This window comes from Novosphingobium chloroacetimidivorans, from assembly GCF_014204535.1.
Taxonomy (GTDB): domain Bacteria; phylum Pseudomonadota; class Alphaproteobacteria; order Sphingomonadales; family Sphingomonadaceae; genus Novosphingobium; species Novosphingobium chloroacetimidivorans.
This window is the reverse complement of sequence record NZ_JACHLR010000014.1, coordinates 54,623-74,911: the sequence shown is the minus strand read 5'-3', so window position 1 is coordinate 74,911 and position 20,289 is coordinate 54,623. Positions and strand designations below refer to the sequence as shown.

The following is a 20,289-nucleotide window of genomic DNA, read 5'->3' as shown; positions in this document are numbered from 1 at the left end:
CCGGATGGATGCTGCGTCAATAACCCATCAGCTTGAGCACTTCGGTGCGGCTGCGCGTGTCGTCGAGGAACGTGCCCATCATGCGACTGGTGATCATGCCGACGCCGGGCGTGCGCACACCGCGCGCGGTCATGCAGGCATGGCTCGCCTCGATCACGACGGCGACGCCGTGCGGCTTGAGGTTCTCCCAGATGCACTGCGCCACTTCCGCCGTCAGGCGCTCCTGGATTTGCAGGCGGCGCGCGTAGCCGTGCAGCACGCGGGCAAGCTTGGAGATTCCGACCACGTGGTTGCGCGGCAGATAGGCAATCGCCGCCTTGCCGATGATCGGCGCCATGTGATGCTCGCAGTGCGACTGGAACGGGATGTCCTTCAGCAGCACGACCTCGTCATAGCCGCCGACTTCCTCGAAGATACGCTCTAGGTGGATCGCCGGATCCTCGGCGTAGCCCTGGCAATACTCGCGCCAGGCGCGGGCGACGCGCTTGGGCGTGTCGAGCAGGCCCTCCCGCTCCGGATCGTCGCCGGCCCAGCGGATCAGCGCGCGGATCGCATCCTGCACATCTTCCGGCACCGGGGGCTTGCCGGTGGGCTCGTCTTCATCAGGACCGACCAGGCTGCTCATCCCACTTTGCTCCTTGTGACGCGCTTTCTCGCTGCGGAGAAGCGCTTACGCAATCCTGGTTTCTGCAACACACCGCGACGCCGGAACAGACCTTTCCGATCGATCGGCTCGAAGAGTTCGCCCGGGCGTTCCGCATCGAGCAGCGCACTGTCTGCCAGAGCCTTCTCGGCATCGTTCAACTCCGGCAATTCCAACGGGCGCACGTGCTTGCCGTCGCGCGGCAGGGCGAGCATCATCGCCGCCATCGATCCGTGCTCTTCGATGAGCGACGCGACCCGATCCTCATCGATCCCGCAGTGTTCCGCGATCAGCGAGTGCCGCAGCGCGGTAATCTTAGGCCCGACGTCGCGGTTGGCAGGCCGCGCCACGTCGATGAACACGTCGCATTCGCTATCGAGCCCCATCGACCGGTTGTTCATATTGGCCGAACCGATGCGCAGGATCTCATCGTCGATGATGGTGAGCTTGGCGTGGACATAGATCGGCGTCCCGCCCGAGGTGTGCGGCACGACGATCTGGAACCGGCCGGCATGGTCCACCTCGCCCACGGCCCTGACGAGCCGAGCGCGTGCCGAATCCATCGCCACTTGCTCCAGCCAGCCATCGGCAGTGATGGGATTTACGATCAGGATCTCCGGCGGGTCTTCCTCTATAAGGCGCTGGCAGATGGCTTCGGCGATGCGGCGGGAGGCGAAGTACTGCGTCTCGGCATAGATGAAGCGCTTGGCGCGGGCGATCTGCTCGACGAACAGGTTCTCGATCTCGGCAACCTGCGCGCAGTCCCCCCACTTGGCGCGGGTGCGAGCGATGCCGATCTCCACGTTCTCGAACTCGGCGCGGAGCGTTTCGGGCCAAGGACTCTCGTCCTGCGGCTTGCACGGCGGCATGTCCTCGCCGCCCGCCACCTTCCAGCGGTCGCGGCCGAGTTCGCCCAGCGCGGCAGCCACTTCGCCCTCCATCATCATCGTCACGTCGTGCCAGGGGCCGTAACTGCGCCCCGTCGGGCGGCGGCGGCGCTTGTCCTTGTGGATATGCTCTCGGGTATCCCAGCGGTCGGTGGTCATGTCGATGCCGCCGCAGACTGCCAGCCTTTCGTCGATCACGACGATCTTCTGGTGATGGCTGCACCCGACCGGATGCGCGGAATCGAACTTGAAATCGATTGATCGGCTCATTGCCCAACGCACCAGATCGATGACCATGGTTCCGCGCAGCACCGACTTGAGCAGTGCTACGTTCCACTTGAGTAGGCGGATCTCCAACTCGGGCGTATGATGCGCCAGCCAAAGCATGAATGAGCCGAGACGCGCGGGATACCGCTTTCCCTTCCCCAGGTTCCACCAGCGCCGCCCTGCCGAAAGCAGGATGCGCGTATCGAAGTCCCAGCCGATCAGGAAGACGCGCTGCTTTGCCTTGCACATGGCGTCGCGCATCAGCTCGAAATAATCGGCCGCATCGATCACGACGTGCGCCTTGTCGGCCATGGCATAGCGCCACACCGAGCGAGAATGCCCCTCTTCGCCTGCCGTGTCTTCCATAAGCCCGCCCTGCTCCTCGGCGCTAAAAGCATCAAGGAAAAGCTATGTTCCCTTCGCGGCATTTACCCCCCCCACGGCATTTACCCCCGACAAGGTGCGGATCGTCGTAGATCAATGGCGCGATCAAAAATGGCAGTATCTAAGATGAGTGAGCGCGAATAGCCGATGCCGTTCCGACATGATGCAACGGCAAAGTCGTACCTCACGCAACGAAGCGGATGGTTGTCCTCTCTTCCGTCGAGAAGTCCGAAGTACTCGCCTCCGCCTATCCTTGGCACGGCCCAACGAGCCGTTCATGTAGGCTCCAGCGCAAACCCCTAGGATTGTGGGCAATTGCCGTTGCTCATGCGCCGCCGCCGGTAGACCGGTCGGAACAGCAAAGGCGGTTCGGTGTTATTGAGCTCAGGTTTCCCAACTACGAAGGAGTTCGCAATGAAGAAATCGCTGATCGTCGCTTCGCTCGCCGCCGTGTCTATGACGCCGCTTGCCGCACACGCTCAGGCAGCGCCCGCTGGCGCCGCTCCCGCCGCCGCTGCACCGGCCGCAGCTTCTACGCCGACAGTAGGCGCCAAGGTGTTCGACACGCAAGGTGGCGAAGTCGGCACGATCGAGAAGCTGGAAGGCACGAATGCGGTCGTCTACACCGGCACCAAGCGCGCTACCCTGCCCGTCTCCGCGATTGCGAAGAGCGACAAGGGCCTCGTCATCAGCATGACGCAGGCACAGCTGAACGCCGCCGTGGCCGCCGCCGAGACCAAGACCGCTGGCGCCCTGGACACCGCTCTGGTCGCCGATGCCAAGATCAAGAGCAAGGATGGCCAGCAGGTCGGCACCGTCCAGAAGGTCGAGGGTGACAACGTGACCGTAGCCCTGACCGACGGCAATCCGGTGACGATCACCAAGCAGTACCTCTCGGTCGGCGCCGATGGCGGCCTGGCGCTGACCATGAACTCGGCTGAGTTCAAGTCGGCGGTCGCTGCCGCATCGCAGAGCGCTTCGACCGCGACTGCCGGTGCTGACGCGAAGGCGAACACCAACGCGCAGTCGGCCGCGACCGAGGCGCCTGCCGGTAACTAAGCCGCTCCCGTGAGTGCGCGAAGGGGCCGGGCAGCACACGCTGTCCGGCCCCTTCTTCGTCGTGGTTCAGGCAGGCGCGACCGGTGAGCGGCTTAGCACCGCCGCCGACCGCTGCCCCTCCGCCACGTTGCTTACAGCTTGGCCGAAAGCGTCAGCACCGCCGAGCGCGCATCGCCCGGCGTGGCCCAGCCATTGTTGCGGATGCGGGTGTAGTACAGCTTGTCGCCGATGTTCTTGACGTTGAGCTGCGCCGAAATGTTCGGGCTGAACTCATAGGCGAGATAGCCCTGGTGGATCAGGAAATCGTCCGAGTGGACCGCGGCAGCAGTCGGCGTCGCGGCCGCAAGCAGGAAGCTGCCCTGGTACGTGAAGCCGTATCCGATCGTCAGGCCGAACGGCAGGCGATACGTGGTGAACAGGCTGCCTGAGTGTTTGGGCGTCTGCGGCAGGAACTGGTCGGATCCGGGGTTGGGATTGGCAACGGTGTTGCTGCATGTGAAGCTGCCGCTGGTCGCACCCGGATTGGCAAGGCAGTAGTCCGAAACCGACTGGATCAGCTTGGCCTTCAGATACGTGTAGTTGGCAGTTATCGTCCACGCCGAGGTGATCGCGCCCGACGCACTGAGCGCGATGCCATCGACCCGCGACTTGCCGTCGAGCTGCTGATTGGGCACCGTCGGATCTCCCGAGTTGACCGCGTATTTGTCGCGCTCGTTCCGGAAGGCTGAGGCGGTCAACAGCAGGCCACCGTCGAACAGCTCGGCCTTGGCACCGACTTCATAGTTCTTCGCGGACTCAGGATTGATGTTGCAACTCGTATTGGCAACGATCTGTCCCGGGACCTCGGTCGTGCACGAGCCGTTGACCGAGTTCTTGGACGGCGTGCGGGAGTTGCCGTAAGCGACGTACAGGCTGACGGCCTCCACCGGCTTGTAGTTCAGGCCCACGCGGTACGAAAACAGCGTATCGGCGCTGCGCGCCCTGGCGCTACGTCCGGTCACGGTGCCCAGCGCTGTGCCCGAGGTGGCGATGGTGTCCGTGAAGTTGGTGCCGACGTTGCGCTCCAGTCGACCCCCAGCGCTCAGTTCGAACTTGCCCAGCTTCATCGTGTCGAACAGGTAGCCCGCGACATTGGTCTGCTCGCTCGCGGTATGGCTGCCGGGGGTGAAGTTGACCGCGCCGACGTAGACGTTGCTGCCATAGGTGAAGAACGCAGATGCCGGGCCGGTGATCACTTCGTTTGGATTGGCGATGTTGATCAGCGGGTAGCGCGGAAAAACCACCGAGCCATCGGGGTTGCGCAGCGAGTTGCCGGTATAGAGGTCGTACTTCTCCCAAGTGGCGGCGCCGCCCAGATTGATCGTGTGCTCGATCGCGCCGGTGTTGAACACCGCGCGCAAGTCCAGCTGGTCGAATAGCAGCTGGTTGCGCGTGTCGCGCGTGTTTCCGCGCGGTCCGGTCGGGTAGTAGTAGCCCACCGGAAGGGGCGCGAGGATCGGCGCAGCTGTCGTGCCTAGGTTTACGGTGCAGGCGGCACCGGTTGGCGTGGCGTTGCTGGTCGCGACGCAATACGTACCCTGTGGTGGGGAGACTTGGGTGAGCTGGCGCGAGTCCTGCCAGCGTGCGAGATTGCGGATTGAAACCGTGTCGCTGAACTCGTGCTCGAAGATGCCGGTCAGCTGATCGACATTGATCTTCTGCTTGTCGAAGTTGCGATAGCCGAAATAGTCGCTGCGGTGCACGCCCGGTACGCCGCCACCGTTGTAGTAGGGCACGCCGTACTGCGGAATGTTGTCGTCCTCCTGGTGGTTGTACTGCAGCGTCAGGCGCGTCGGGCCTTCGATACCGAAGGTCACCGATGGCGCGATGCCCCAACGCTTGTAGTCCTCGATATCGCGCCCGGGTACGTCGTTGCGGTGCCACATGGCATTGAGCCGAACCGCAATGTTGTCGCTGACGCGCCTGTTGAGGTCCACGGTCGCACGGTAATAGTCGTCCGTGCCGACACCGCCCGTCGCCAGGTACGCATCCTCCGCCATCGGCCGCTTGGTGACGAGGTTGATGTTGCCGCCGGTCGAGCCTGCACCTGAGATCACCGAGTTGGCGCCGTTCGTGACCTCGAGCTGCTCAAGGTTGTACGTATCGGTGCGGGTGATCTGAGCGCTGTCGCGCACGCCGTCGATCGTGATGTCGTTGCTGGCGCTGTAGCCGCGGAAGGTGATGTTGTCGCCAGGTCCGGTGCCACCCTCGCCCGCCCCGAACGTAATGCCGGGGACGGTGGAAAGTGCGTCGCGCAAGGTCAGCAGGTTCTGCTGTTCGAGCACTTCGTTGGTCAGAACCGTGATCGTCTGCGGCGTATCGCGGACCGTGCGTGTGCGCTTCGGGCTCTCGAGCTTTCGACCGGGCTCCTCGACGATGGCGCTGTCGGTAACGGTGACCCCACCCAACTCCCGCTCGACCTGCTGGGCATGAGCCTGGCACGCAAGCGCCGGCGCGATGCAGGAAAGCGCAAGGAAGGTGCGGCGTGCAGCCGCCGATGACGATGACATAGTGATAAGCCCCTTGGTTCCAGTGAACGCCGCGATCGATATTGCGAGTCGTTTTCATTAGCAACTGGAATGTGGATATGAGGGCGAGAATCCAACTCTGCAGATGCGTGGTTCATGTCCTCCATGCGGGACTTCTTGGCGAACTCCGGCCCGCCAGCTACACGGCCGAGCGACATCCTGCCGGATTGGAGTTTGCGGAGGACAAGGCTGGATCGCTGGGTCCGCAACCACGACAGACCGAGCAGGGGAGCCCCGAAATGTGGATCGGCGTGGAAAAAGGACCCCGTTAGCGGGGTGATCGGCGTCCAAAAGGGACCCCTCATCTCGGTGGTTTAGGCTGCTCGCTTGGCGGTGTGTCGGGCGGCGAGATCGGGATGTTGGTATTGGAGACGGTGTTGAGGGTCCGGCGCGAGCACGCGTCGGGCAAAGCCATCAAGGCGATCGCGCGAGACCTGCATTTGTCGCGCAAGGTTGTTCGCAAGGCGATCCGGGCACCGGATGCGGACATGGCATATCGGCGAGAGGTTCAGCCGCTGCCCAAGCTGGGACCGTTTCAGGGCCAGCTCGACACGATGCTGGAAGAGGATGAGGCGCGGCCGCGGCGCGAGAAACTGCGCCTTACGCGCATCCATGATCTGCTGGTGCGCGAGGGGTTCGACGGTTCGTACGATGCGGTGCGTCGCTATGCCGCCCGGTGGCGCCGGACGCGGCGCCGCGACGTCATGAACGCGCCGGCCTTCATCCCGCTGCTGTTTCGTCCCGGCGAGGCCTACCAGTTCGACTGGAGCCACGAGGACGTCGAGATCGCCGGCAAGCCGATGCGCGTGAAAGTGGCGCATGTGCGGCTGTGCGCATCGCGGGCGATGTATGTGCAAGTCTACCCACGCGAGACGCAGGAGATGCTCTTCGACGCGCATGCCCGAGCCTTCGCCTTCTTCGGCGGGGTGCCAACGCGCGGCATCTACGATAACATGAAGACGGCGGTGACGAGCGTTTTCGCCGGCAAGGAGCGGGTCTTCAACCGGCGCTTCCTGGTCATGGCGAGCCACTACATGGTCGAGCCCACAGCCTGCTCACCGGCGGCCGGTTGGGAGAAAGGCCAGGTCGAAAACCAGGTGCAGACGGCTCGTGGGCGGTTCTTCCAGCCACGTCTGCGCTTTGCCAGCATCGAGGAGCTGAATGGCTGGCTAGAGGCGGAGTGCTGCCGCTGGGCCGATATGCACCGGCATCCCGAGCACAAGGAGCTGACCGTTGCCCAGGCATGGGCTGCCGAGTGCGCCGTGCTCCAACCCATCGTCGCCCCTTTCGATGGCTTCCACGAGAGCGAGCATGCGGTGAGCGGGACATGCCTGATCAGCTTCGATCGCAACCGCTATTCCGTCATGGCCAAGGCGGTTCGCCGTACGGTGCAGGTCCGTGCATACGCCGACCGCATCGTCGTGCGCTGCGACGGTGAGATCGTCGCCGATCATCCCCGCTGCTTTGGACGCGATCGGACCATCTACGACCCTTGGCACTACCTGCCGGTGCTCGTGACCAAACCCGGCGCGTTGCGTAACGGCGCACCATTCCAGGGCTGGGAGTTGCCGCCAGCGCTGGCGAAGTTGCGGCGCAAGCTGGGCACTGGCGATGACGCTGACCGGCGGTTCGTGCGCGTGCTGTCAGCCGTGCTCGACGATGGCCTGGAGGCAGTCGAGGCGGCCGCTCGCGAGGCGTTGCTGGCGGGCGTCACGAGCGACGACATCATCCTCAACATCCTGGCGCGACATCGTGAGCCGCCACGAGCCCTGGCGATCGCCACACCCGAGGACCTGATGCTGCGCCATCCACCCCGTGCTGACTGCAACCGCTACGATAGCTTGCGAGGCCTCCATGCAGCGGCATGAAATGATGAAGACCCTGACGGCGCTCGGGCTCAAGGGCATGGCTGGAGCCTTCGACGAAGCGGTGACCACCGGGCTGCAACGCAAGCGCACGACGATGGAGATCCTGACCGATCTGTTGCGTGCTGAGACGACCCACCGTCATGCAGCATCGGTGCGTTACCGCATGACGGCCGCCCGCCTGCCGGCGGTGAAGGACCTCGACGCCTTCGTTTTCGACGGCACACCTATCAACGAAGGGCTGGTGCGCTCGCTGCACAGCGGATCGTTTCTGCCAGGCCAGCGCAATGTCGTGCTCGTCGGCGGTACGGGCACCGGCAAGACGCATCTCGCCAGCGCCATCACCGCCAACGTGGTGCGAGACGGCGGCCGCGGACGCTATTTCAACACGGTCGATCTGGTGAACCGGCTTGAGGAAGAAACGCGCCTTGGCAAGGCCGGTGCGCTCGCAACCCAACTCTCCCGCCTCGACGTCGTAGTCCTCGACGAGCTCGGCTACCTGCCGTTTGCCCGCTCAGGCGGCCAACTGCTCTTCCATCTGATCAGCAAGCTCTACGAGCGGACCTCGGTCATCATCACAACAAACCTGGCCTTTGGCGAATGGCCGACCGTTTTTGGCGACCCGAAGATGACCACTGCGCTGCTTGATCGCATCACCCACCATTGCGACATCATCGAGACCGGCAACGACAGCTGGCGCTTCAAACACCGTAGCTGACGCTCCAACACCCCCAACAAGATGCCTCGCGCTGCTCGCGCCTCCGGTCGGGCTACGCCCTCCCTACGCCGCGAGCAGCGCGAATGCTGCGTCCGTCATGCCTGTCACGCTACGCCGCAAAGGGGGTCCCTTTTGGACGCCGATAGGGGGTCCCTTTTGCGCGCCGATTGACACCCCGAAACGCTCAGGTGTGTTCGTGATCCGAAATGCACACCGAAAACGTCGGTCTCGGCCGCAAAACCGGCTGCATCGACGTACCCGGCGATGATCGCCTGAGCACGATCGCCTTGACGCAACACCGAAGATTTCGACGCAGCGATGAGGCGTGGATGTGGTGCGCCCGGAACGATTCGAACGTCCGACCCTCAGATTCGTAGTCTGATGCTCTATCCAGCTGAGCTACGGGCGCATTGAAGGCGTGCACATAGCCGCGAATGGACGGGTTGCAAGTGCCTACGACGCCTGGAACCTGAAGAACCTGCCCAGTGCCTCGGCAAGGGGATAGTCCAAGGGCGGCATGTCCAATGTGGCGAGCGAGTGCCAGTCGCACCAGCGCAACGCGCTTGCGGCATGCGGCTGCGGCGTACCCTGCCACGTCCGGCAGGCATGCAGCAGGATGATCAAAGGGCGCCGGGGCTCCGATCCGGTCGTCTCACCCGAAGCGAAGCTTACGGGGATGAGATCGTCCGGCAGGATATCGACGCCAAGCTCCTCCGCCAGTTCGCGGATCCCGGCAGCTTGTGGCGACTCCCCCGGTTCCAGCTTGCCGCCCGGAAACTCCCACAGTCCGCCATGCGCACTTGCATCGGGCCGGCGCTGCATCAGCACCTGACACTCGGAATTAACCAAAGCGACGGCAGTGACCCAGACCGCCTGATGTCCGTCTGTCTGGCGGGAACGAGAGCTTAAGGGAGTCTTCACGCTGCGGTGTCATCCTTCGGCAAATTGGGGAAGTTGCGAGGCGGCGATGCGGATATCTGGATATTACAAGCGCTTGCTTGCCGATCGACGCGGAACGTCTGCCGTCGAATACGGAATCATTCTTGGCATCATCGTCTTCGGCATCGTTCTAGCGGTCGGCGGCGTGGCGAGTGAGACTCTCAAGATGTGGACACACGTCAACACCGAAGCCGCAAAAGCACAGCAGAGCAATTAAACATATTTTCAGGTTTCTCACCTATTCAGCAAGTCGTCCGGGGGGCAGGCGCTGAACGGACCGGGTTACAAGAGACGTTTAGATCCCAGGAGACTACACATGAAGTTCATCAACAAGTTCCGCCGCGACGAAAAGGGCGCGACCGCCATCGAGTACGGCCTGATCGCCGCTCTCATCGCCGTTGCCGCCATCACCGCGATGGCCGGCCTTGGTTCGTCGCTGACCTCGACCTTCACCAAGACCTCGTCGACGCTGCAGGCGAAGAACGGCTAAGCTTCGGCTTAAGCAAAGAGATCGGGGCGGCAGGGCAACCTGCCGCCCTTCTCGTATGCGCGCACCAGTTCAATACGTGACCAGCTTCACCTTTTGACCGGGCGTGAGGCGCGCATCGGATTGCAACCCGTTCAGCACCAGGAAACGGTCGACCGGCGCATCGCGGTAGGCCATGCGCGATGCCAGCGACTGCACGGTGTCTCCCGCCTTTACGGTGACGACGGTCAGGCGCCGCGGCTTGACCGCACCGGCCTCAGCGGTCGTAATCCGGCGCATCGAGCGGAACATCCCGTTGAACACGCCGGCATTCCCGGCCTGGGCGATCGCCGCGAAGTGGTAGGCCTTACCGCCGCCGAAATCGTAGGCGAACACCACAACGTCGACAGTGCCACTATTGGTCTGCGCACGCGCGAGGCCGTAGCGTGCAGGGATGCCGTTGACGGTGGTGCTTTCAAGCTGCGGAGTGCCGCTGCCCGCATTGGAATTGGTGAGGCTGGCGAACACACCGGCGACATAGCGGTCGAGATTGCCATCGAACGCGGCCGATGCGAACTCCGCCTTGCCCGATTGCCCGCTGATCGAGACGGACTTGGCGCCGTTCACCAGATAGAAGCCGTCCGGCGCCTCGAAGCTGAGCCGCAAGTCGGGGTGGGTGAACCTGCGGCCTTCTACCAGGCCTTGCCGCGGATCGTCATCGTAGGTCAGCCCATTGATGCCGGCGAGGAACTTGTCGCGGTTGGTCAGTCCCGTGGCGCCGGCGCCGGCGCGGGTCAAGGCGGTGCGCACTCGCGAGGCGGGATCTGGGTGAGTCGAGGCCCATTGCGGCACTTCGGCGCCACTGCCGCGCAACTGCGAATCCAACGCATTCTGCCGGGCCAGGCTCTCCAGCACTGTCGCCATCGCGCGTGGATCATAGCCGGCGCGGCGCAGGTAAGTGATGCCGAGGTCATCCGCCTCCAGCTCCTGTGTGCGAGAGAACTTGAGGGTGAGCAGCTGCGAGCCTTGCGAGAAGACCTGCTGCCCCAGCCGACCAAAGCCGCTGTCGCCCAGGACCGCGCCGGCCAGGACCGACCCCAGGGCTCCCAGGATCGAATTGCGAGTCGCGGCCTGCTGGCGCTTGGCTGAATGCCGTGCGGCGACATGGCCCACCTCGTGCCCCAGCACGCCGGCAAGCTCCGCCTCGTTGTTCATCAGGGCAGTCAGCTGCCGGGTCACGTAGACGTAGCCCCCCGGAATCGCGAAAGCGTTGTTCACCGACGAGTTGAGCAAGCTGACCGTGAAGTCCTCCCGCGCATTGCCGAGACCCGACTGCAGCGCGATCGTCTTGCCGACCGACTCGACGTAGGCGGCTTGCGGGCCGGTTAGCTTGCCTCCGAACTCGGCCAGCAGGTCGGGATGGGCCTTGGCGCCCTGCGCCTTGTCGGCCGGAGAAATGGCGCGAGCGGCACTTTCCACCGCGGCCCTGACCGGCTCGACGCCGACTGTGGCAACGCCTGCAACAACGGCACAGCTGACGGCGACGGCTGACTTGAGTGCGAACATGCGGCGCTTCTCGGCCATGCTTCTCCCTTTCGCGGACCCTTTGCCGGTGAACGGCAAGCCTGCGGCCTTGTTCCCGTCCGCTAGGCTGAGGCAGGTCTTGCCAGCGGATGGCGGGCATTGACCAGCGCGACCAGGCGCGAACTCTCGACATGCGTGTAGATCTGGGTCGTGGCGATGTCGGCATGACCGAGCAGGGTCTGGAGCACGCGCAAGTCCGCGCCGCCCTCCAGCAGGTGGGTGGCAAAGGCATGGCGCAGGACGTGGGGCGAGACGCGCGTCGGGTCGATGTCGGCACGCGCGGCAAGATCGCGCAGCAGCTGGAACAGTCGGACCCGCGTCATGTGCCCGGCCGCTCCGCGCGAGGGGAACAGGTAGCGGGAGTCGCCGGTGCGGAGCGGCAGCCAGCGGGTCAGCGCCTGGCGCGCTCGCGTGCTCACCGGCACCATCCGCTGCTGCCCGCCCTTCCCGCTCACGTGCAGGAACGGCGCGTCGCGCGGCACGGCCGATACCGGCAAGGACACCAACTCGCTGGCGCGCAGGCCGGAGCCGTAGAGAAGTTCGAGCTGACAGAGCAGGCGCACGGCTTCCGGGCGATCTCCCTCGGCCTCGAGTTCAGCGCGGGCGAAGAAGCGCGCGACGTCATCGTGGCCGAGCAGGCGTGGAAGGGGCCGCCGCGCTCTGGGTCGCGGCAGCGCCGCGGAGGGATCGTCCTCACGCAGGCCCTCGTCGACAAGGAAGCCGTAGAACTGCCGCAGCGCCGAGCAGCGGCGCGCGAGGCTCGATGCGGCGAGGCCCGAGAATGCCTCACCCAGCCTGGCCAGCGCCGCACCGTCCGCCGTCGCCGGGTCGCCGATCGCCTCGCGGGTGGCCGCCAGGTCGCGGCGGTAGGCATCGAGGGTGTTGCGCGAGGCACCCCGCTCGGCAGCGAGCATGGCAAGAAAGGTCTCGACCGGATCGCTCACGAGCACACCATCGCCCCGCGCTCCGGCGTCCGGGACGAGGACCTGCTCAGGCCCGTGCCACGGCTTCGGCGGCGATCATCCGGGCCTCGGCCTCGAGCCCGACCGTGCGCAGCGCCGAGACGATGTGGTACAGGTAGCGCGGCGACATCTGCGACCACCGCGTTCCCTGCATGCCCAGGCCGGCCAGCATGGCGACACTCGCAACGTCGCGGTTGCGTGCGGCGCCGTCGATCACTTGGGTGAAGCGCGTGCTGCTGCCCAGACCCAGCTTCATGTTCGCCGAGTAACTGCCCGCAGTGCCGGTATCGATGCGACCCAGGCCTGCCAGACCCGCGACAAGGAACGCGGACTTGCGCTGGTCCTCGCTGGCGTCCGCATCGACGAAGGTGTCGATATCCGACGAGCTGACCTCGGAGGAGCGCGTCGGGGCGGCGAGAACGAGCAGCGCCCAGCCCTCGCTGCCGGCGTTGACGACATTGGCCCAGCGCATCGCGTTGGCATCCAGGCCAGCCGAGAGCATCGAGGCGATCAGCGGCGCGGCGCTTTCGGCCATGCCCTCGTTTACCGGCAGGCGCGCAGCGGCGTAGGCCGTCAGCACCTTGCGCGAGTAATCCTGCGGCGCGGTCTTCACTCCGTCCCACAACGAGCGGATCGCGGAGAGCCGCCCGGCCGGATCCTCGAGCACGTAGGCGTCGCGCAGCTTCTCGGCACGGTCGGACCACTCGCCGGTGACATCGGGCTCGGCAAAGAGCTGGCCATAGAGGTCCACCATCGCCGCGCTGGACAGCACGCCCAGTGCGGCCGCCCGATCCGCCGCAGCGGCACGGCGGGTCAGGCCGACCATCGGCGTCACGGCGGTCAGCGAGGCAAGTTGCGGATTGCCCTCGATCAGGCGGTCTGGCGGGTTAAGCCCGACGGCGTTGGCAAGGCCGTAGCGCCACGGCGTCATCTCATCGACGTCGTCCCACTCGATCGTCACCGCCCGCCGCGAACGTCCGGCTGCCCCTGCGTACTTCTGCGCCAGCAGCAGGTCGATGCGGGGCATGGTGCCGCGATAGCGATAGCGGTCGAGTTGCGCGATCGCCGCAGCGCCATTGCCGCGGAAGGCGCTGCAGATCTGCCGGGCGACGTTCCATGCCGCGTCGTCGCGTGCGTCGCCCTGAACGGCGAGCACCGGGCACACGCCGGTGAAGTCGCCATTGGCCGCGTACGTGTCGAGCGCCACTCCGCCCAGGTCGGGCGTGTAGTTGCCGGCATCGATGTCCTGCAGGATCGCACGCGCGGCCTCGGGCTCGCCCATGCGCAGCAGCAGTCCGACGCGCAGAGCCAGGAAGTCCTGCGGGCTCATGCCGCGCGGGGCGTCGAGCCGGGTGGCCAAGGCACGGCGCAGCAGGATGTGCCCCCAGCGCGACACCAGCGCACCGCGGTTGGCGGCCAGCGCCAGACGGATCAGCCGTCCGTTCTGTCCGGCGAGGGCGCTGCCATCCAGCCCGCCTTCCTGCGGATCGATCAGACCGACTTGCGACATGGCGCGGCGTGCACCGGCGGGCATGTCGAAGTCCGGCTTGAGGCCGAGCAGGTTCTGGAAGTCCTCCGGCGTCATGCGCGCCAGTTCCTCCAGCGAGGGCAATCGCTTGAGCGTACCCTCGGCCTCGACGGTGCTTGTCGAGGTCGCGAGCGGCAGCGAGAAGCCAGGCTCGCCCGGCAGCGCCTGGATCACCGGAGCGGAGGTCGCGGCCGCCGCGGGTCGGGCCGGCGCCCCCTGCCTGGCCGAGGTTGCACGCGGCGAAGGCGTCGGCGCAGGGGCGGCGGTGGGCTCGTTGAAGCCCGGTGGCAGCAGCGATTCCGGCGCGCCTTGCGCCAGCGCCAGCGCCGAGGTGAGCGCCAGCGCAGTGCCGGCGACGAGGAAGGATGCTCTCACTTGGCGTTTCCAGAATGCGGGCCAGGAACGGGAACCGGCTCGACGATGTCGCGCAACGGCTGGCGCCCGCCATCGGTCCAGGCATAGCCGAGCAGCGCCAGGACCGGCACGGCCACGACCAGGAACACCACTCGCTTCACCTTACGCTTGCCCGCGCGACCCTTCACTCGACTTCCTCAAGGATGCTTGCGCGCCGACCTAGCGCATCTATAGGGGCGCCTGCAATGGACCATCCACAGCCCCGCTTTTCCGAGACGGAGATCGCCCAGCTCGTCCGGCGCATCGATCGTCCCGTGGTGCTGGTGGGAATGATGGGCGTGGGCAAGTCGAGCGTCGGCAAGCGCCTGGGCGCCATGCTGCACTGGCCTTTCGTCGATGCCGACGACGAGATCGAAGCCTCTGCACGCATGACGATCCCCGAGATTTTCGCGACCTTCGGAGAGGAGTATTTCCGCGATGGCGAGCGCCGCGTGATCTCGCGCCTGCTGTCCGACGACAAGCGCAAGCGCACCGTGATCGCCACCGGCGGCGGCGCGTTCTGCAACGAGGCAACGCGCGAGCTGATCCTGGAGCGGGCGCTGGCAGTGTGGCTCGACAGCGATGTCGACACGCTGGTCGAGCGCACGGCGCGAAAGGACAACCGCCCGCTGCTGCGCGACGGGAACCCGCGTGAGATCCTCTCGCGACTTCGCGACGAACGCACACCGCACTATTCTCTCGCGCCCGTGCACGTGGTCAGCGCCAGCGGGCCGCACACCCAGACCGTCAATCGCGTGCTGCAAGGGATCGCGCAATGGCTGTGATTTCCGTGGACATCGCCGGCCGACCCTACGAGGTGCGCGTGGGCGCGGGGCTGTTGCCCGACATCGCAGCGCAATGTGGCAGTCGCCTGCGCAAGGCAGCGGTGCCGATCGTCACCGACGTCAACGTCCATGCGCACTGGGGCGCGGTGGTCGACAAGGCCTTGCGCGAGGCGGGGCACGAGCCGCAATGGCGCATCCTCCCGGCGGGCGAGCAGACCAAGAGCTGGGAAGGCCTCGCCGCCACCGTGGACTGGCTGCTTTCGCTGGAAGTCGAGCGAGGCGATCATGTGATCGCACTGGGTGGCGGCGTCATCGGCGATCTCACCGGCTTCTGCGCGGCGATCCTGAAGCGCGGCTGCAACTTCATCCAGATCCCGACCTCGCTGCTGGCGCAAGTCGATTCGAGCGTCGGGGGAAAGACCGCGATCAACACGCCGGCCGGCAAGAACCTGGTCGGCGCCTTTCACCAACCCTCGCTGGTGCTGGCCGATCTCGACGTGCTCGCGACATTGCCCGAGCGCGAGCTGCGCGCAGGGTATGCCGAAGTCATCAAGTACGGCCTGCTGGGCGACACCGCGTTCTTCGCCTGGTGCGAGCAGAATGCGTCCGCCATGCTCGCCGGCGACGCGGCGCTGCGCGAGTATGCAGTGGCGCACAACGTCGCCGCCAAAGCGCGCATCGTCGCCGAGGATGAATTCGAGCGCTCCGGAACCCGTGCGCTCCTCAACCTGGGGCATACCTTCGGACACGCTTTGGAAGCGCAGACAGGGTTCTCCGATCGCCTGCTCCACGGCGAGGCGGTCGCGCTCGGCATGGTGCTGGCGGCGCGCTACTCGGCGCGAAAGGGTCTGATGTCCGCCGAGGATGCCGAACGCGCGGCACACCATATCGAAGCTATCGGTCTGCCGGCGCGGCTGCAGTCGCTGAGACTCGACTGCGACGGCAGTGTGCTCGTCGGGCACATGCTGCACGACAAGAAGATGGATGCGGGCACCCTGCCATTCGTGCTGATGCGCGGGATCGGAAAGGCCTTCCTCGATCGCGACGTCGATCTGGCCGACGTGACCGCATTCATGGACCAGGAACTCGCCCGCTAAGCCGTGCGTCTGGCGCGCCCAGGTGCTTCAATCGTGCAACCCGGATCAAGGCTGGCACGTTGTTCCCGTGTAAGCAGCGCCAGGGAGCACGCCATGACCGAGCCCGTCGCGATCAGCGAAACCGAACGCCTCATCTCCTCCGACAAGGTCGAAGGCACCCGTGTCTACAATCGACAGGGCGAGCGGCTCGGCACGATCCGCAACTTCATGGTCAACAAGCAGAGCGGCCGAGTCGAGTATGCGGTGCTCGAGTTCGGGGGCATCCTCGGCATCGGCAACGAATACTACCCGCTGCCATGGGAGCTTCTGACCTACGACGCGAAGCAGGCCGGCTACTGCGTCGATCTCGACAAGACCCGCCTCGAAGGCGCACCGCGCTACCGCGATCGCGATCCGCTGTGGGATGAGATCTACGGCCAGCAGGTTTACGGTTATTATGGCGTGACATACCCGCTGTTCTGACGGCAGCGTGGCAAGAGTTGCCACCGGGGGGCGGCCTTGTGCCTCCGGACCGGAGGCGCATGGGGCGGCAGGTTTCATCGGGACCTGCCGCCTTTTCTTATTGCGCTTAGGCTCACACGTCGTCCTGGACCGGCTTCGGCATGCTGCCGGTTGCTCTCCCGAGGGCCATTTCGCTGCGGGAGGAAAAGAGCACAGCACCTTAAGTCCCACCCCGTCGCCCGCGCGCAGGCGGGGGCCCCGCTCTCTTCCGGGATGTGCACTCCTCAAGGAGGAACAAGCGGGGCCCCCGCCTGCGCGCGGGCGACGAGAGAGTTTGATGAGAGCTCGCGCATGAAAGATGCATGCCCCTCGAACATGCACCGCGCGCATCCCCCACACGCTGCAAATGACCAAACCCACCGCCAACCACGATGACAACCCGCTCTCATCCGCTTAGACCCGGTCGCTTCGACCAGCATCCGGACACGACATGACCGCCGCCGAAGCCACGCCCGAAATCGAACTCGACAAAGCCGACCGAGCCTTCCTCGGCCACCCAAAGGGCCTCGGCTTCCTCGCCTTCGTCGAGGGGTGCGAGCGCTTCTCCTACTACTCCATGCAGACGCTGCTGGTGCTCTACATGGTCAAGTACCTGCTGCTGCCCGAGAACATCGGCAACGTGGCGGGCCTGCAGGCGCTGCAGAACGGATGGTACGGCGGATTGCAGGGCCAGCCCCTCGCCTCGGCGATCTTCGGGGACTACACCGCCCTCGTCTACCTGACGCCGATCCTGGGCGGGATCATCGCCGATCGCTGGCTCGGCCGGCGCACCACGCTGATCCTGGGCGGGGCGGTCATGGCGCTCGGGCACTTCCTGATGGCGTTCGAGGGCGCGTTCCTCTTCGCGCTGCTGTCGCTGGTGGTCGGCGTGGGGCTGTTCAAGGGCAACATCGCCACTCAGGTGGGCGAGCTGTATGGCCCCAGCGACCTCCGGCGTGCCATGGCATTCCAGATCTTCTACATCGCGATTCAGGTCAGCGTGATCGCCGCGCCGCTGGTTTCAGGCACGTTGGGCGAGGAAGTCGGCTGGCATTACGGGTTCGGTTGCGCCGGCGTGGTGATGGTCGCCGGCCTGCTGCTCTATCTCTACGCCAAACCCTGGCTGCCCGCCGACAATCGCGCCCGATCGGCCGCCAGGATGCCGGGCGACAAGCTGCAGCGCCGGGACGTGCCGCGCCTCCTGGTGCTGCTGCTCCTGATCCCGATCCTGGCGCTGGCCCTGATGGTCAACCAGGAGATATTCAACGCCTACCTCGTCTGGGCGGACGAGCACTTCCAGCTGACGTTCTTCGGCCGCACCGTGCCGACCAGCTGGATGATCACTCTCGACGCGACCGCCAGCTTCACCCTGCTCGTCGCCGTCACCGCCTTCTGGAAGTGGCATGCCAACCGCACCGGCAGCGAGCCGGACGAGCTGGGCAAGATGATCATCGGCAGCGCCTTCTCGGTCGCGGGCGCGATGTGCCTGGTCATCGCCGCCGCGACGCAGGGCGAGGGCAAGATCGGCCTGTTCTGGCCGGTCATGTTCCACATCCTCAACTCGATCGGCTTCGCGCATACTCTGCCGGTCAGCCTGGCGCTGTTCACCAAGGTGGCGCCCAAGGCACTGACCGGTACGGTTGTGGGCCTGTACTATCTGGCGTTCTTCGCCACCAACAAGATCGTCGGCACGGTCGGCGGGTGGTACTCGACGATGGACACGGTGCAGTTCTGGCTGCTCCACGCCGGTGCCGCGGCGGTGGGCCTGGTCGCCTTTGCGGTCCTGAAGCTGACGCTCGGCCGCGTCCTGGCCGACTGACGCCGGACACGCCCAAGCGCCCGCGGGCGAGTGCGGGGTACGCCGGAAGGAAGGCCTGAGGGAACATCGGGCCGGCGCCGGGGCGCTCTTCGCAGAGAGCGCGGTGAAAGCCACGTTCGTGCGACCGGCCGATAGGCGTGGGGACCTCGGCTCGACCCTTCGGAGTGCAGGCGGACCGGGCTCTGGGCTCGCAAGGAAGCGCCGGTCGGTGTGAGGCCTGCCTCCGGTGCCAAGCGCTTTGGGGAACGTGACACGATTTCGTCGCATCTCTCCGCCCGCGGCGCCGACCCGAAACGCCGATCCGGGCGTGTACTTTGCCCCGAGCGGATGCGGGGCGTATAACCTAAATGGTTCCAAATGTCAAGGTGTGCTTAGAGAGGGATTATCGCCGGGCAACATCATACGAGACATCCCCAAACCGCCGATGCTGGACAACTCGAAGCAGGAAGCAGGCCGAACCATTCCTCAACCCACCCGTCGCCCCCGCGCAGGCGGGAGCTCCGCTTGTTCTTCCGGAGTGGTCGCCCGCCCGCTACGTGAGGGCGACGAGGTGTTCGTTCAGGTGTTCGCCGATTTACGATTGCTCGGTGTCGCACGTCTATTCAAGAATTTTGCTCTTAATGAGCCCTCACCCGAACAGCGCGATCGACTGCGTGCCGGCAAGCACCGGCTCCCCATCGCTGTTCCACAGCTGCATGCGCTGGCTCGAACACCCTTGGCGCGCGAAATCGGCGGAGGAGCGCAGCAGCCACCACCCATCCTGCGTCTGCGGCGCGGCCGTCAGCAGGTTGACCTGCCAGTGCATGGTGCTGACGGGCACGTAGGCCGAGAGCATCGGCATGACCGCCGGCGGCAGGCCATCGGCAGTCAGCAACAGGGCAAGGGCCGGGTCGAGTCCTTCCGAACTCTTCGGCCGCACCCACCAGCACACATCGGCCGAGCGCCCGTCACGGCGCGGGCGCGCGAAGCGCACGTCGAAATGGTTGCGCAGGAAGGCGGGTGCATTCGGGTTGTCGAACGGCCGAGCCTCGTCGACCGCGATGAGATCGGTCGGCGGCGGAACGTCATCTACCGCGACGCTGCTCTCGACCGGTCGCATGAACACGAAGTTGGCAGCGGTGCCGACGCCTTTGTCGCCGGTGATCTCCGCCGCGATCCAGGTGGCGTTGCGCCCCTCGCGCATGACTCTGGCACTCACCTGCACTTCACCGAAGATCGGCGCCATCATCGCGATCTGGGCGGAGCGCAGCGGCGGCAAGTCGCCGCCGACGTGCATCGCCTGCGCCAAGGTGAGCGCGGACGAGAACCCGCCGTAGGCCGTCCGGCCCTGGTGCCAGCTCTCCGGAACGACGAACGAACCATCGCCGCTGGCGAGAAGCTCGGCGAAGCTCATCGAGCCTCGGCCGTGAAAACCGCAACACGCGCGTGAGCAGGCCGCTCGCTTGGTACCTCAACGATCAACGGCGAACTCCTTCAGAACAAGCGTGAGCCGTTGGGCACGGGCTTGTCGGGTGAGAACAGCACCACCCTGCCCTCCTCGTCCGCGAAGCCGAGCGTCAGCGCTTCGGAGAGCGCCTTGCCGATCTGGCGGGGCGGGAAGTTGACGACGGCCGCCACTTGCCGGCCGACCAGATCCTCGGGCGTGTAGAGCGCGGCGACCTGGCCCACGCTGCGGCGCTCGCCGATGCCCAGGCCGAAGTCGATCCGCAGCTTGAGGCTGGGCTTGCGCGCGCCGTCATGGACTTCGGCGGCGATCACCGTGCCCACGCGTACGTCGACCCGGAGAAAGTCGTCGAACGAGATCGTCTCGCCTGGCGGTGCCTCCGGGTCGTGGTCGAGGTGCATC

Annotated in this window: 19 protein-coding genes and 1 tRNA gene; 9 read left to right on the top strand and 11 right to left on the bottom strand. The window is 65.6% G+C overall.

Translation table 11 applies throughout. From position 1 onward, the window contains the following. Positions 1 to 16: 16 nt before the first annotated feature. Complete coding sequence (folE, locus tag HNO88_RS15420) at positions 17 to 625, bottom strand: GTP cyclohydrolase I FolE (protein WP_184247425.1); 609 nt, start codon at positions 623 to 625, stop codon at positions 17 to 19. Further along, a complete protein-coding gene (locus HNO88_RS15415; RefSeq protein WP_184247422.1) occupies positions 622 to 2,163 on the bottom strand; it encodes a phospholipase D-like domain-containing protein in 1,542 nt (513 codons plus the stop codon). Before HNO88_RS15415 ends, folE begins: the two co-directional genes overlap by 4 nt. Positions 2,164 to 2,595: 432 nt before the next feature. Here HNO88_RS15415 and HNO88_RS15410 point away from each other — a divergent pair, with 432 nt between their 5' ends. Beyond that, positions 2,596 to 3,240, top strand: a complete 645-nt coding sequence (locus HNO88_RS15410; RefSeq protein ID WP_184247420.1) for a single stranded DNA-binding domain-containing protein — start codon at positions 2,596 to 2,598, stop codon at positions 3,238 to 3,240. A 131-nt stretch (positions 3,241 to 3,371) separates the two neighbouring features. On the opposite strand, the gene HNO88_RS15405 is transcribed toward HNO88_RS15410, so the two are convergent. Further along, complete coding sequence (locus tag HNO88_RS15405) at positions 3,372 to 5,789, bottom strand: TonB-dependent receptor (RefSeq protein WP_184247417.1); 2,418 nt, start codon at positions 5,787 to 5,789, stop codon at positions 3,372 to 3,374. A 374-nt stretch (positions 5,790 to 6,163) separates the two neighbouring features. On the opposite strand from HNO88_RS15405, the gene istA reads away from it, so the two are divergent. Beyond that, the gene (istA, locus tag HNO88_RS15400) at positions 6,164 to 7,675 is read left to right on the top strand and encodes an IS21 family transposase (protein WP_184247414.1); all 1,512 of its coding nucleotides are present in this window, start codon (positions 6,164 to 6,166) and stop codon (positions 7,673 to 7,675) included. After that, the gene (gene istB, locus HNO88_RS15395) at positions 7,662 to 8,390 is read left to right on the top strand and encodes an IS21-like element helper ATPase IstB (RefSeq protein WP_184247411.1); all 729 of its coding nucleotides are present in this window, start codon (positions 7,662 to 7,664) and stop codon (positions 8,388 to 8,390) included. Before istA ends, istB begins: the two co-directional genes overlap by 14 nt. 332 nt (positions 8,391 to 8,722) lie before the next feature. Here the strand turns inward: istB and HNO88_RS15390 are convergent. After that, positions 8,723 to 8,799, bottom strand: a tRNA-Arg gene (locus tag HNO88_RS15390). Positions 8,800 to 8,843: 44 nt separating this feature from the next. Beyond that, entirely contained in the window at positions 8,844 to 9,311 is a 468-nt protein-coding gene (locus HNO88_RS15385) for a (deoxy)nucleoside triphosphate pyrophosphohydrolase (RefSeq protein WP_312857090.1), read from the bottom strand. Positions 9,312 to 9,384: 73 nt separating this feature from the next. Between HNO88_RS15385 and HNO88_RS15380 the strand changes: the two genes are divergently transcribed. Both HNO88_RS15380 and HNO88_RS15375 read left to right on the top strand, forming a co-directional pair. Then, positions 9,385 to 9,546, top strand: a complete 162-nt coding sequence (locus HNO88_RS15380) for a Flp family type IVb pilin (protein ID WP_246381860.1) — start codon at positions 9,385 to 9,387, stop codon at positions 9,544 to 9,546. A 99-nt stretch (positions 9,547 to 9,645) separates the two neighbouring features. After that, complete coding sequence (locus HNO88_RS15375; protein WP_159866052.1) at positions 9,646 to 9,819, top strand: Flp family type IVb pilin; 174 nt, start codon at positions 9,646 to 9,648, stop codon at positions 9,817 to 9,819. Positions 9,820 to 9,888: 69 nt separating this feature from the next. On the opposite strand, the gene HNO88_RS15370 is transcribed toward HNO88_RS15375, so the two are convergent. The 4 genes from HNO88_RS15370 to HNO88_RS15355 form a co-directional block, all read right to left on the bottom strand. After that, on the bottom strand, positions 9,889 to 11,361 hold the full coding sequence (locus tag HNO88_RS15370; RefSeq protein WP_184247597.1) for a M48 family metalloprotease: 1,473 nt from the start codon (positions 11,359 to 11,361) through the stop codon (positions 9,889 to 9,891). Between the two features lie 80 nt (positions 11,362 to 11,441). Further along, positions 11,442 to 12,323: a tyrosine recombinase gene (locus HNO88_RS15365; RefSeq protein WP_184247405.1), complete on the bottom strand. Its 882-nt coding sequence runs from the start codon at positions 12,321 to 12,323 to the stop codon at positions 11,442 to 11,444. Between the two features lie 46 nt (positions 12,324 to 12,369). Beyond that, positions 12,370 to 14,244, bottom strand: coding sequence for a hypothetical protein (locus HNO88_RS15360; RefSeq protein ID WP_184247401.1), 1,875 nt, complete (start codon positions 14,242 to 14,244; stop codon positions 12,370 to 12,372). Beyond that, positions 14,241 to 14,411 (bottom strand): hypothetical protein, encoded by a 171-nt coding sequence (locus HNO88_RS15355; RefSeq protein WP_184247397.1) that lies wholly within the window; start codon positions 14,409 to 14,411, stop codon positions 14,241 to 14,243. Before HNO88_RS15355 ends, HNO88_RS15360 begins: the two co-directional genes overlap by 4 nt. Before the next feature lie 57 nt (positions 14,412 to 14,468). Between HNO88_RS15355 and HNO88_RS15350 the strand changes: the two genes are divergently transcribed. From HNO88_RS15350 to HNO88_RS15335, 4 genes are all read left to right on the top strand, one after another. Further along, complete coding sequence (locus tag HNO88_RS15350; protein WP_184247393.1) at positions 14,469 to 15,047, top strand: shikimate kinase; 579 nt, start codon at positions 14,469 to 14,471, stop codon at positions 15,045 to 15,047. Next, entirely contained in the window at positions 15,038 to 16,144 is a 1,107-nt protein-coding gene (gene aroB, locus HNO88_RS15345; RefSeq protein WP_184247390.1) for a 3-dehydroquinate synthase, read from the top strand. Before HNO88_RS15350 ends, aroB begins: the two co-directional genes overlap by 10 nt. A 93-nt stretch (positions 16,145 to 16,237) precedes the next feature. Continuing rightward, complete coding sequence (locus HNO88_RS15340; protein ID WP_184247387.1) at positions 16,238 to 16,606, top strand: PRC-barrel domain-containing protein; 369 nt, start codon at positions 16,238 to 16,240, stop codon at positions 16,604 to 16,606. 469 nt (positions 16,607 to 17,075) lie between these two features. Further along, positions 17,076 to 18,443 (top strand): peptide MFS transporter, encoded by a 1,368-nt coding sequence (locus HNO88_RS15335; protein ID WP_184247384.1) that lies wholly within the window; start codon positions 17,076 to 17,078, stop codon positions 18,441 to 18,443. 628 nt (positions 18,444 to 19,071) lie between these two features. Here HNO88_RS15335 and HNO88_RS15330 read toward each other — a convergent pair. Together HNO88_RS15330 and HNO88_RS15325 are read right to left on the bottom strand one after the other, a co-directional pair. Further along, positions 19,072 to 19,836: a thioesterase family protein gene (locus tag HNO88_RS15330; RefSeq protein ID WP_184247380.1), complete on the bottom strand. Its 765-nt coding sequence runs from the start codon at positions 19,834 to 19,836 to the stop codon at positions 19,072 to 19,074. 80 nt (positions 19,837 to 19,916) lie between these two features. Further along, the gene (locus tag HNO88_RS15325; protein WP_184247375.1) at positions 19,917 to 20,288 is read right to left on the bottom strand and encodes a tRNA-binding protein; all 372 of its coding nucleotides are present in this window, start codon (positions 20,286 to 20,288) and stop codon (positions 19,917 to 19,919) included. Position 20,289 lies beyond the last annotated feature (1 nt).